This window comes from Rahnella sp. P4_A8, assembly GCF_056402435.1.
In genome coordinates this window covers 13,885-26,111 of record NZ_JBFUHK010000003.1, presented here as the reverse complement: position 1 = coordinate 26,111, position 12,227 = coordinate 13,885, and the positions used below count along the sequence as shown (strand labels likewise).

Annotated in this window: 11 protein-coding genes and 1 riboswitch; of the genes, 6 read left to right on the top strand and 5 right to left on the bottom strand. The window is 53.4% G+C overall.

What is annotated here, in order from left to right; all coding sequences use genetic code 11:
* Window positions 1-4: 4 nt before the first annotated feature.
* On the bottom strand, window positions 5-1,378 hold the full coding sequence (gene xseA, locus AC1DUO_RS02505; protein WP_013574383.1) for an exodeoxyribonuclease VII large subunit: 1,374 nt from the start codon (window positions 1,376-1,378) through the stop codon (window positions 5-7).
* Between the two features lie 168 nt (window positions 1,379-1,546).
* Here xseA and guaB point away from each other — a divergent pair, with 168 nt between their 5' ends.
* The 3 genes from guaB (at window position 1,547) to AC1DUO_RS02490 (ending at window position 6,283) form a co-directional block, all read left to right on the top strand.
* Window positions 1,547-3,013 carry an IMP dehydrogenase gene (gene guaB / locus AC1DUO_RS02500; RefSeq protein ID WP_015689478.1) on the top strand — a complete coding sequence of 489 codons (1,467 nt, stop codon included), beginning with the start codon at window positions 1,547-1,549 and terminating at the stop codon, window positions 3,011-3,013.
* Between the two features lie 104 nt (window positions 3,014-3,117).
* A complete protein-coding gene (gene guaA, locus AC1DUO_RS02495; protein WP_013574385.1) occupies window positions 3,118-4,695 on the top strand; it encodes a glutamine-hydrolyzing GMP synthase in 1,578 nt (525 codons plus the stop codon).
* A gap of 253 nt (window positions 4,696-4,948) precedes the next feature.
* Window positions 4,949-6,283: a sensor domain-containing protein gene (locus tag AC1DUO_RS02490; protein WP_013574386.1), complete on the top strand. Its 1,335-nt coding sequence runs from the start codon at window positions 4,949-4,951 to the stop codon at window positions 6,281-6,283.
* A gap of 118 nt (window positions 6,284-6,401) precedes the next feature.
* Here AC1DUO_RS02490 and AC1DUO_RS02485 read toward each other — a convergent pair whose 3' ends face one another.
* Window positions 6,402-7,175 carry an NAD(P)H-dependent oxidoreductase gene (locus tag AC1DUO_RS02485; protein WP_013574387.1) on the bottom strand — a complete coding sequence of 258 codons (774 nt, stop codon included), beginning with the start codon at window positions 7,173-7,175 and terminating at the stop codon, window positions 6,402-6,404.
* 85 nt (window positions 7,176-7,260) lie between these two features.
* On the opposite strand from AC1DUO_RS02485, the gene AC1DUO_RS02480 reads away from it, so the two are divergent.
* Entirely contained in the window at window positions 7,261-8,154 is an 894-nt protein-coding gene (locus tag AC1DUO_RS02480; protein WP_013574388.1) for a LysR family transcriptional regulator, read from the top strand.
* Between the two features lie 51 nt (window positions 8,155-8,205).
* Here AC1DUO_RS02480 and AC1DUO_RS02475 read toward each other — a convergent pair whose 3' ends face one another.
* Complete coding sequence (locus AC1DUO_RS02475) at window positions 8,206-8,865, bottom strand: DUF3313 domain-containing protein (protein ID WP_013574389.1); 660 nt, start codon at window positions 8,863-8,865, stop codon at window positions 8,206-8,208.
* 139 nt (window positions 8,866-9,004) lie between these two features.
* Window positions 9,005-9,439 carry a GNAT family N-acetyltransferase gene (locus AC1DUO_RS02470; protein ID WP_013574390.1) on the bottom strand — a complete coding sequence of 145 codons (435 nt, stop codon included), beginning with the start codon at window positions 9,437-9,439 and terminating at the stop codon, window positions 9,005-9,007.
* 153 nt (window positions 9,440-9,592) lie between these two features.
* Window positions 9,593-9,691: riboswitch (TPP riboswitch) on the top strand.
* 34 nt (window positions 9,692-9,725) lie between these two features.
* Between AC1DUO_RS02470 and thiM the strand changes: the two genes are divergently transcribed.
* Entirely contained in the window at window positions 9,726-10,535 is an 810-nt protein-coding gene (thiM, locus tag AC1DUO_RS02465; protein ID WP_112197188.1) for a hydroxyethylthiazole kinase, read from the top strand.
* On the top strand, window positions 10,532-11,332 hold the full coding sequence (thiD, locus tag AC1DUO_RS02460; RefSeq protein WP_112151281.1) for a bifunctional hydroxymethylpyrimidine kinase/phosphomethylpyrimidine kinase: 801 nt from the start codon (window positions 10,532-10,534) through the stop codon (window positions 11,330-11,332). The genes thiM and thiD overlap by 4 nt, the downstream gene beginning before the upstream one ends.
* A gap of 7 nt (window positions 11,333-11,339) precedes the next feature.
* On the opposite strand, the gene AC1DUO_RS02455 is transcribed toward thiD, so the two are convergent.
* A complete protein-coding gene (locus tag AC1DUO_RS02455) occupies window positions 11,340-12,188 on the bottom strand; it encodes a hypothetical protein (RefSeq protein ID WP_119261351.1) in 849 nt (282 codons plus the stop codon).
* Window positions 12,189-12,227 lie beyond the last annotated feature (39 nt).

Here is a 12,227-nt window from a genome sequence, read left to right as displayed (position 1 = left end):
ACGCTTATTTAACCGCACGTTTACGCACCTTCTTCTCTACCACAATCGATTTCACTTCACTTTCAATCCAGCCATCGGCCAGACGTGTTTTCAGTGTATCGCCCGGTGCAGTCTGCGTGGTTTTCTTCAGCAACGCGCCTTGCGGCGTGGTCGTCACGCTATAGCCGCGGGCGAGTGTCGCCAGCGGACTGACCCCTTCCAGTTGCGTACAGGCAGTACCGAAACGCTGACGGCTTTCGGTCAGTTGCGATGACATCGCCTGTTGCAGCCGGTACTGAAGCTGCTGAACCCGCTGCTGGGCGCGGTGAATGCGCGGCTGCGGTTGCTGTTGTGTGAGGCGTTGCTGCAAACGGTCGGTGCGGCGCAGCATCTGACGCAGCTGGTTTTGCATGGCTTCATCAAGACGACGGCGCAGTTTGAACAAGGCGGTTTGCTGACGCGCCAGACGTAAATGTGGATGCTGCTGTTGCAGGCGGTGATTCAGACGCGTGAAGCGCTGCGTCAGTTGTGCGAGATAATAATCCATCGCCATTTCGAGGCGCTGCTGCTGCGACTGGATCTGGCGCAGCAATTCCAGCTGATTGCGGCTGATCAGTTCGGCAGCAGCAGATGGCGTCGGCGCACGTAAATCAGCAACAAAATCGGCAATCGTCACATCGGTTTCGTGGCCGACGGCGCTGACGATCGGAATGCGGCTGGCAAAAATCGCCCGTGCCACGCGCTCATCGTTAAAGCTCCATAAATCTTCCAGCGAACCGCCACCGCGCCCGACAATCAGGACATCGACTTCTTCCCGAGCGTTAGCCAGCTCAATGGCGCGGACGATTTGCCCCGGCGCATCCGCGCCCTGAACTGACGTCGGATAAATAATGACGGGTAACGACGGGTCGCGACGCTTTAAGACATTTAACACGTCATGCAGCGCGGCGCCGCTGGCGGAAGTAATCACACCCACGCATTTAGCAGGCGAGGGCAGCGGTTGTTTAAACTGTGCATCAAACAGACCTTCGGCGGCCAGTTGCTGTTTCAGCAGATCGAATTTTTGCTGCAATAAACCGTCGCCAGCTTCCTGCATACTTTCGGCAATCAGCTGATAATCGCCACGTGGCTCATACAGCGTAATGGTCGCGCGGACTAATACCTGCTGGCCATTTTGCGGGCGGAACGTTGTGCGGCGATTCGTGTTGCGGAACATGGCACATTTGACCTGAGCGCGGTCATCTTTGAGCGTAAAATACCAGTGGCCGGAGGACGGCTGAGAGAAGTTTGAAATCTCACCGGAGAGCCAGACCTGACCCATTTCGTTTTCCAGCAACTGTCGGACCGTCTGATTCAGGCGGCTTACGGTAAAAATAGGAGGCGAAGAAGGTAGCGACATGTGATCCAGATCAAATTCAAAAACAGAGACTTAATCGAACGATACTACATGCCCGCAAAAGGTAATCAAGAAGTTTTTGAAATAGTTCTGGTCGAAATGCCTACTCACCTGTATACTCCCGCTGCAATATTTTATCTTTTCCGCATCCACCTTGGTGAGATATTGCCCATGCTACGTATCGCAAAAGAAGCACTAACGTTCGACGACGTTCTCCTTGTTCCAGCCCACTCCACAGTTTTGCCTAATACTGCCGACCTCGGTACTCAACTGACCGCTAAAATCCGTCTGAATATCCCTATGCTGTCCGCAGCGATGGATACCGTGACTGAAGCGAATCTGGCGATTGCTCTGGCGCAGGAAGGCGGCCTCGGATTCATTCACAAGAACATGTCTATTGAGCGTCAGGCGGAAGAAGTCCGTCGCGTGAAGAAGCATGAAAGCGGCGTTGTTGCTGACCCTAAAACCGTCACGCCATCGACCACTTTGCGTCAGGTTAAAGAACTCACTGAAATTAACGGTTTTGCCGGTTATCCGGTCGTGACTGAAGAAAACGAACTGGTCGGTATTATTACCGGTCGTGACGTGCGCTTCGTGACCGATCTGGAACAGCCTGTCACTGCGGTCATGACGCCGAAAGAACGTCTGGTCACCGTCAAAGAAGGCGAAGCCCGCGAAGTCGTGCTGCAAAAAATGCACGAAAAACGCGTAGAGAAAGCGCTGGTGGTTGACGCGCAATTCCATCTGCTCGGTATGATCACCGTAAAAGACTTCCAGAAAGCCGAACGTAAACCGAATGCCTGTAAAGATGAGCAGGGCAGCCTGCGCGTCGGTGCAGCGGTTGGCGCAGGTGCGGGCAACGAAGAACGTATCGATGCGCTGGTTGCTGCCGGTGTTGACGTTCTGCTGATCGACTCTTCTCACGGCCATTCCGAAGGCGTTCTGGAACGTATCCGCGCAACCCGCGCAAAATACCCGGATCTGCAAATCATTGGCGGTAACGTTGCGACTGGCGCAGGTGCTCTGGCATTGGCGAAAGCAGGCGTGAGCGCGGTGAAAGTCGGTATCGGTCCTGGCTCCATCTGTACCACCCGTATCGTGACCGGCGTGGGTGTTCCGCAAATTACCGCCGTTTCTGACGCGGTTGAAGCGCTGGAAGGCACCGGTATTCCGGTTATCGCTGACGGCGGTATCCGCTTCTCCGGCGACATCGCTAAAGCTATCGCTGCCGGCGCAAGCTGTGTGATGGTCGGCGGGATGCTGGCGGGCACTGAGGAATCTCCGGGCGAAATCGAGCTGTATCAGGGCCGTTCATACAAATCTTACCGCGGCATGGGTTCTCTGGGCGCGATGTCCAAAGGCTCTTCAGACCGTTACTTCCAGACTGATAACGCTGCTGACAAACTGGTACCGGAAGGTATTGAAGGTCGTGTGGCGTATAAAGGCCGTCTGAAAGAGATCATCCACCAGCAAATGGGCGGTCTGCGCTCCTGTATGGGGCTGACCGGTTGTGCTACCATCGACGACCTGCGCACCAAGGCTGAGTTTGTCCGCATCAGCGGTGCCGGGATCCAGGAAAGCCACGTACATGACGTGACGATTACCAAAGAGTCACCGAACTACCGCATGGGATCCTGACCCTAAAGACAGCGAGCTAAAGGCTCGCTGTCTGCTTTTAAGATTGTTAGAAAATTTAACCTGTTGTTTTAACGCTTTTATTGCTTTCTGGAAAACGCCCCCTCATGAGCGAAAATATTCACAAGCACCGTATCCTGATCCTCGATTTCGGCTCCCAGTACACCCAACTTGTTGCGCGCCGCGTGCGTGAACTGGGTGTCTATTGCGAACTCTGGGCCTGGGACGTAACCGAAGCCCAAATCCGCGAATTCAATCCGAACGGGATCATCCTGTCCGGCGGCCCGGAAAGTACCACCGAGCATGACAGCCCGCGTGCACCAGACTATGTCTTCGAAGCCGGTGTACCGGTTCTGGGCGTCTGCTACGGCATGCAAACCATGGCGATGCAGTTAGGCGGCCATGTTGAAGGCTCTAACGAGCGCGAATTTGGTTATGCGCAGGTTGAAGTTCAGACTGAAAGTGCGCTGATCCGTGACATTCAGGATGCCCTGAGCGAGAACAACAAACCGTTGCTCGACGTCTGGATGAGCCACGGCGATAAAGTGACGGCCATCCCGTCTGATTTTGTGACCGTTGCCAGCACTGAGACTTGCCCGTTTGCCATTATGGCCAACGAAGAAAAACGCTTCTACGGTGTGCAGTTCCACCCGGAAGTGACGCATACCCGTCAGGGCCTGCGTATGCTTGAACGTTTCATCATGGATATCTGCGAGTGCGAAGCACTGTGGACGCCAGCAAAAATCATTGAAGATGCCGTTGAACGTCTGCGTGTGCAGATTGGCGACGATCATGTGATCCTCGGCCTGTCCGGTGGCGTTGACTCTTCCGTGACCGCCATGTTGCTGCACCGCGCCATTGGCGACCGTCTGACTTGCGTATTCGTCGATAACGGTCTGCTGCGTCTTAACGAAGCAGATCAGGTGCTGGAAATGTTCGGTGACCGTTTCGGTCTGAACATCGTTCATGTCGCTGCGGAAGAGCGCTTCCTGTCTGCGCTGGCAGGCGTTGATGAACCTGAGGCCAAACGTAAAATCATCGGCCGCGTCTTTGTTGAAGTGTTCGATGAAGAAGCCTGCAAGCAGGATGAAGTGAAATGGCTGGCGCAGGGCACCATCTACCCTGACGTGATTGAATCCGCAGCCTCGGCCACCGGTAAAGCGCACGTGATCAAATCGCATCACAACGTGGGCGGTTTGCCGAAAGAAATGAAACTGGGTCTGGTTGAGCCGCTGAAAGAACTGTTCAAAGACGAAGTACGTAAAATCGGTCTGGAACTCGGCCTGCCGTATGACATGCTTTACCGTCACCCGTTCCCGGGCCCGGGTCTGGGCGTTCGCGTGCTGGGCGAAGTGAAGAAAGAATACTGCGACCTGCTGCGTCGCGCCGATGCTATCTTCATCGAAGAACTGCATAAAGCCGACCTGTATAACAAAGTCAGCCAGGCCTTCACCGTCTTCCTGCCTGTCCGCTCCGTTGGTGTGATGGGCGATGGCCGTAAATACGACTGGGTCGTTTCCCTGCGTGCAGTAGAAACCATCGATTTCATGACCGCGCACTGGGCACACCTGCCGTACGATTTCCTTGGCCGCTGCTCCAATCGCATCATCAACGAAGTCGACGGTATCTCCCGCGTTGTCTATGATATCTCGGGCAAACCACCGGCAACGATTGAGTGGGAATGATTTCGCGTCTGGCAACAGCCTGCACGTTAAAGCAATAAACACCTCTAAGCCCGCGTAAATGCGGGCTTTTTGATATCTGTCAGATATCAGACGGCTGTTTCAACCTTATCATGTGATTCTTTCCTGAGTTTATTCAACTGTACCTGTACTATCTTTAACCGGTGGTGCAAAACGATGCAGTGCTAATGGACGACGGATATCTATCGTAAAGGTAGTCGTACTCACTCTTATATTCAGGCCTTATAGTTTCTCTATGGAATCGAATCCTCACGCGCCGTTGGCCAGTTTTATTGATCTCATGATGGATGCTGTTTTTGCGGTTGATGCCCATGCCAATATCGTTTTTGCGAGTGCATCATGCGAACGTATCTTTGGCTATACGCCGAAAGAAATGATCGGCAAAAACATGTTTGACATGATGCTGCCTGAAGATCGGGAAATAACCCGAAACTCGGTGGTGGGGATCATGTCTGGCAATCCTCAGTTTCATTTTGAGAACCGTTACATTCATAAGAATGGACAAGTAGTCAACATCATGTGGACGGCACGCTGGTCACCGGCTGATCAATTGCGCATTGGGGTTGCCCGAGATATTACCGAACGCAAACGATCCGAATTGTTGCAGTCTGCGCTTTATTCTATTTCTGAAGCTGCACATACCGCCGAAGATTTACTCAAGTTATTCCAGCGCATTCATGAGATCGTCGGCACGCTGCTGCCCGTCGATAATTTCTCGGTGACGCTCTACGATGATGAAACCGGTAAACTTAGCTTCCCTTATCATGTGGATCAGTTTCTGCCGAGGCCAGACCCCTTTACCCTGATCCCAGGTACGTTCTACGCAGAGATTATTCATACCGGTCTGCCGCTGCTGCTCACACCTGAAACGATGGTTGCCCGCATGGAAGAATTGCGGGTCTCTTTTGGCATGAATCCATTCTGCTGGCTGGGTGTTCCGCTCAAGTCGCATAAGGGCACGATTGGCGTGCTTATGGTCAAAAGCTACCCGGGGGGTGTGTGCTACAACGAACAGGATCAGGAGTTGCTGCAGTTCGTTTCGACTCAAATTGCGACTGTCATTGAGCGTCAGCAAATGCAGGCTCGGCTGCAGTATATGGCGCAGTATGATCCACTGACCGACCTCCCGAACCGGGGTTTTTTACATGACCGCCTGAAAGTCGCGCTCTCAACAGCACGTCGGGAGCAAGGTCAGTTGTCGCTGTTGTACATTGATCTCGACAAATTTAAACAGGTTAACGATACGCTTGGCCATGGTATTGGGGATTTACTGCTGCAGGGGGCCGCTGCGCGCCTGAAGTTGTGTGTGCGCGAATCGGACACCGTCGCTCGTGTCGGCGGCGATGAGTTTGTGGTTTTGCTTCAGGGGGTTTCCTTACCCGCGTCTGCTCGGGTAGCAGAAAAAATCCGTGACGCTTTCAATCCTCCTTTTACCCTGGAAGGCCACAGTTTGACCATCACGCCCAGTATCGGAATCGCACTCTATCCGGAGCATGGTAACGATGAACGTCAGCTTCTCGAATATGCCGACAACGCCATGTATTTAGCCAAAAACGGCAAAGCGCATTGAGAAAATAGCGATCAAATGGGAATAAGTTTTAGAGACATCTGCTATTTAAAATCCACAAAACGCCAGTGTGATTAAATTATCCACTGGCATTTTTTATGCCTGAAATTCTCTCAGATCGTTATTTCAAATGCGCCGCAAACCCATTTTTCTCCGGCGCAATTTCCGGTTTCAATATCAGTGACGGAATAGCGTAATCGCCGCCATTCTGCTGGCGGAATGAAATGGGTGTCGCGCTTTCTAATGTATCCAGCCGGTGAGACATCTCCGCGCAAATTTGCGCATAGCGGGTTTCATCCATGCGTCCGGTGCGGTAGAACACCAGCGGCGGCAGTACGCTGAAGCCCGGATAGTGCAGGATGCCGTGATGGATCGGGAACAGCAGCTCGTCGATAGGGCCATTAATCCCACGCGCACTGTAATGCGGTTCCCAGCCACCGGTCGTGACCATCAGCATGGCGCGTTTACCGGCCATTTTGCCTTCTCCGTAACGGTCGCCCCAGTGCGTGTCGGAATGTTCACCGACGCCGTAAGCAAATCCGTAGGCATAAACGCGTTCCACCCAGCCTTTCATAATCGCGGGCATTGAAAACCACCATAGCGGGAACTGAAATATCACGGTATCAGCCCACTGTAATTTTTCCTGTTCGGCGGCAATGTCATGGCTTTGCGTGCCATTCTGGTAAGCGCGCTGTGAATCCTGCGAAGGTTGAAAAGGCCCTGGTGAAGGCTCGGTGTTATCTCCGGCATCCAGCGCGGCTTTCCATTGCATGGCATACAAATCCGATATCTGCACATTGTGCCCGGCGGCCTGCAAATGACTGACCGCAAAATCTTTCAGCGAGCCGTTCAGTGATTGTGATTCAGGGTGGGCATAGACGATCAATACATTCATGACGAATTCTCCGCTAAGTGGTAAACGCAGAGTAGGTTGTTGTCAGGTATAGTTGAAATGAATTGATCATATAGCAGGTATAGCGATGAGTAATTTCGGCCGTTTGGATCTCAATTTGTTGCTGACGCTGGATGTCCTGCTCGCCGAGCAAAACGTCACGCGTACGGCGCAACGCCGTAATCTTTCACAACCTTCAGTCAGCGTTCAGCTCGCGAAGTTGCGGGAATTTTTTGATGACCCTTTGCTGCTGCCGGGACCACGGGGGATGCGGCCGACCGCGCGTGCTGATGAATTACGTGAGCCGCTGCGACGGGCACTGGCCGCGCTGGAGCAGGCCGTGTCTGCGGGTGAAGTGTTTGACCCCTCGACGGCAAAGAATACCTGGAATCTGGGGGCGGCAGATTATGGCGAATCGACCATTGTGCTGCCCGCGTTACGGGCATTACGTAGAGCCGCACCTTCTGCACGGCTGGCTATTTTTGAAACGTCACCTGCGCGGATTATCCGCAAAATGGAGCAGGGTACGCTGGATCTCGCATTCCATACCGGCGAGGCGGTGATGAATGGCCTGCACAGCCGATTATTGTTTGCTGAACGTTATGTTTTGGTGAGCAGAAAAAGACATCCGCAGGTTAAAGGCGAGATATCGCGTTCAGCGTTTTGCGCACTGGAACATGTGATCGTTTCACCTGATGGTGGGGGTTTCTATGGCAATACCGACATCGCGCTGGCGGCCACTGGATTATCGCGCCGCGTCGTCATGTCAGTGCCGCATTTCCTGTTTGTCGTTCAGGTGCTGATGACCACTGATCTGGTGGCGATGTTGCCGGAACGTCTGGTACGTGGAAATCCTGCTTTGCAGGTTACTACACCGCCACTGGATGTTTCGGGGTTCGAGATGTACATGGTCTGGCACGAGCGCGCTCATCGTGATCCTGCACATCAGTGGCTGCGTGAGTTTATCGCTGATTCAGTCTGAAAAAAGGCAGCCTTACGACTGCCTGTGTCTGACGGTGCGGAAAACCGGAACTTATTCGTTGAACAGCTTGGTATCATTCGCCAGGCTATCTACCACAACTTTTAAATCGTTGGCGGTAACTTTCTGTTTATCATTAGAAACTTGTTTACCGAATCCTTTACGCACGACTTTGATCACCGGTTTGCCAGTACTGGCGTCGATCAGCTCACCTTCGAAATACACTTCAGTGTCACGCGTGCGGTGGCCTGTCGCGGTTTGAGTTCCGGCAATAACCAGCGCGACCGGGACGACTTCATAGAACTGCAAACCTTCTGCCGACGTGTTCACACCGGTGATCGCACCTTTGAAAATCAATGTGCGCGGCCCTGCGTGATCTGTCAGTGGCAGGCGCTCTGCCAGTGCAGGTTTCATGCGGCTGTTGGCGTAATCCAGCACCCCCTGCAAGGTGGTTTTGTCGATCTGCGCCGTAGGCTGCGGTTCCGGGTAGAATTTAATCGGTTCGTATTTGATGTAAGAATAATTTTCTTTCTTAAACGAAGGATCGATCCAGCGCAGAACCGGATTTCCCCCAGCCGTTTTCACTTCCTTAAGGCCGGAATAATCGCCTAAAAAACCTGAGTATTTTTCCGTCTTGGTAATGTGGCTGGTACAACCGGCCAGGAACAGTGCGCCAGTCACTGCGGCGATCTGCATCAGTTTTATTGTTTTCATTCGTACCCTCGAAATATTTTAAGGAAGACCAAGTATGTATAGCACCGCTGCGGAATTTAACCTCTTAACGACAAAGAAAAATTGATATTCATCAGGATCGCGAAAATACGGTTCTGTGAGGTAATCATTTCTTCCTTAATTATTTTTTTGATGAATGAAACAAATAGTATTCACCTTTTGGACTGTCCCCCGTAGAGATGATGTTCCAGCCTTTTGACAGATAAAAAGCGACTGATTTTTTACTCTTTACTAAACATTTCAACGACCCCTGACGGGTAAACGTTTCTTCCGCAGCCTGAAGCAATGCTGAACCTGCGCCGGTTCCCTGATATTGCGGATCAACAAACAGGTTATGCAGGAAATTTTCCTGAGTGAAAATTGAGGCGAATCCCAGTAAATGTCCGTCACGTTCTGCCACCAGAATCGTCTCGCCGATCACTGCGCGGTCAAAATCTTCCAGCTGAAAATCGTCTTCCAGCCATGTCCAGGTATGCTTGCGTGAGGCCAGATACAACGTGCGTAAAAACGGACGGTCTGCTTCTTCATAAGGACGGACAATAAGTGATGAGGACAAGTAAAACTCCTGAGGAAATTTTTCATCAACGTGTGTTGTTCATGTCTGTTTCCTGATACTGCCAGTGAAGCGGAGTGAGTTCAATTACGTTGGCTGATCGGTTTTTTTAACGCATTTCCTGATTGATCTTCTGACCTCCGCCGCCAATAATGTTCCCTTGACTCGGGGTGCCCGCTGCAAAGCAGGGCTGAGATTTTACCCGTATTACCTGATCTGGATTATGCCAGCGTAGGGAAGTCAGGTATCTCTCCTGATACCGCCTTCCTGAGTGCCGGTGGGGAGATTTATGAATACCCGACCTACCTTCTTGCCCGGCGCCTTAGCCGCCACTTCTCTCAAACAACTCCGCCTTTCAGCGCCGCTGGTTCATTGCCTGACCAACGACGTGGTGCAATCTTTTACCGCCAATGTCCTGCTGGCGCTGGGTGCATCTCCGGCGATGGTGGTTGATCCCGCCGAAGCGGCGCAATTTGGCGCCATTGCCGATGCCTTATTGGTGAACGTCGGCACGCTGACACATCCCCATGCCGATGCGATGCGGGCGGCTATTCACGCAGCCACTCAGGCCGGAAAGCCCTGGGTGCTGGATCCGGTTGCTGTCGGCGGTCTGAGCTGGCGTACAGAATTCTGTCGTGAAATCATCACACTTAAACCTGCCGCAATCCGCGGTAATGCCTCGGAAATCCTGGCTCTCAGCGGCCTCAGTGCGTCCGGGCGCGGCGTGGACAGCGGTGATGATTCCCTTTCTGCCTTACCTGCCGCACAGCAACTGGCGCGGGAGACCGGTGCGGTAGTGGCCGTGACGGGTGAAACCGATTACGTCACCGACGGGATGCGCAGTTGGGCGGTGGCTGGCGGACATCCGATGATGACCCGCGTGGTGGGTACCGGATGCGCATTATCTGCGGTGGTGGCGGCCTTTGTGGCTTTGCCGGGTGATCGCCTGGATAACGTGGCCGCCGCCTGCCGGGTGATGTCCTGTGCCGGCGAGCGCGCCTGTGCGGTCGTGAAGGGGCCGGGCAGTTTCACGCCTGAATACCTCGATAATCTGTATTTAATGGGCGAGGAATGGCTGAATGGCGAGGAAATACAATGAAACGTATTAATGCACTGACGATTGCAGGCACAGATCCGAGTGGCGGGGCGGGGATCCAGGCGGATTTGAAAACCTTCTCGGCGCTGGGTGCGTACGGCACCAGTGTGATCACCGCGCTGGTGGCGCAGAACACCCGTGGTGTGCAGTCGGTCTATAACATTGAGCCCGGTTTCGTTTCAGCGCAGCTCGATTCCGTACTGAGCGATGTGCGGATCGACAGTGCGAAAATCGGCATGCTGGCGAACAGTCAGATTGTGGAGGCGGTTGCGGAGCGACTCAGACATTATCAGCCGCCGTTTGTGGTGCTGGATACCGTGATGCTGGCGAAAAGTGGCGATCCGTTACTGCTGCCGGAGGCCGTGGATGCCGTGCGTCGTTTGCTGATCCCGCAGGCTTCCATTATTACGCCAAATCTGCCCGAAGCGGCGGCGTTACTGGAATGTGCGGTGGCGGCGAATGAAACCGAAATGCGTGAGCAGGGAGAAGCCTTACTGGCGATGGGATGTGGTGCCGTGCTGATGAAAGGGGGACATCTGAGTGATGAGGAAAGCCCTGACTGGTTGTTTGTGACCGGTTCCCGCGAGCGGTTTACTGCGCCGCGTGTGAATACCCGACATACTCATGGCACCGGTTGCACGCTGTCGGCCGCGCTGGCCGCGTTACGTCCGCGTCATCACAACTGGGCCGATACGGTACGCGAAGCCAAAGCCTATTTACAGCAGGCGCTGATGCAGGCCGACTCACTGGAAGTCGGCCACGGTATCGGGCCTGTGCATCATTTCCACCGCTGGTGGTAACCGCGGATTATGCCTGGTGCTGGGTTTCGCTCAGCGCCTGTTCAACCTGATGAAATTTCGTCAGCGCCTGTTGCAAATGAACGGCATCAAACGGGTTCAGCGGATAGAATTTTTCTTCTTTACGCGGGCGCAGCATGACGCGGATTTTAGTTGCTGACATCCGTTCAAACAGATAGCTGGCAATATCGTCGTTCTCCTCGTCCTGCCACGACAGCAGCAATGCCGCATGCTCACCGCTGCGGCGGCCAATAAATTGTCCGTGTGACCACAGCCCTTCAAATTCGCCATCCTTTTGCAGTTTTTTGCCACTGAACCACGGTGATTCAGCCAGCGTCAGGAGGGCTTGCGGCGTGATATCCGCATACAACTGGCGCCACTGCGGGCGGTTGTTATCCATCTGCCAGCAGGCCATGCCGAGATAATCGTTCAGTTCACGCCAGTCCTGTTCCAGTTTCTCCCTGAGTTCAGGATCCTGCACATGCATGAACTGTTGCAGGCCGGTCGCCTGATCACCCAGCTTGTTATAGGCAATAACGGTCATGGTGCGGGGCTTACGGCGGAATGTGACCCACAGCAGTACTTTGGGGATGCGGAAAGTGATGGCCTGAACGGTGAGTTTGTAACGGTTGCCACGTGACATCACCAGGCCGCTGGAAGTGCCCCGTTTGTCCTGATAATTTCTCACCAGTACCACGCTGTTCTGTCCCATCCAGCCCGTGACGTAATGTTCTTTTTCGCTTTCTGCCACGTCCAGATCATGAACTATCTGGGTGATTTTCTCGTTATCGAGCTGGGAGAGGGACAGTGACTGATCGGCACTGTAGTAGCTTTTTTTCAGGGCGGCTGCGGCTGGCATAAAAGTATCCACGATATTGATGTGGTTTACAGCTTACAC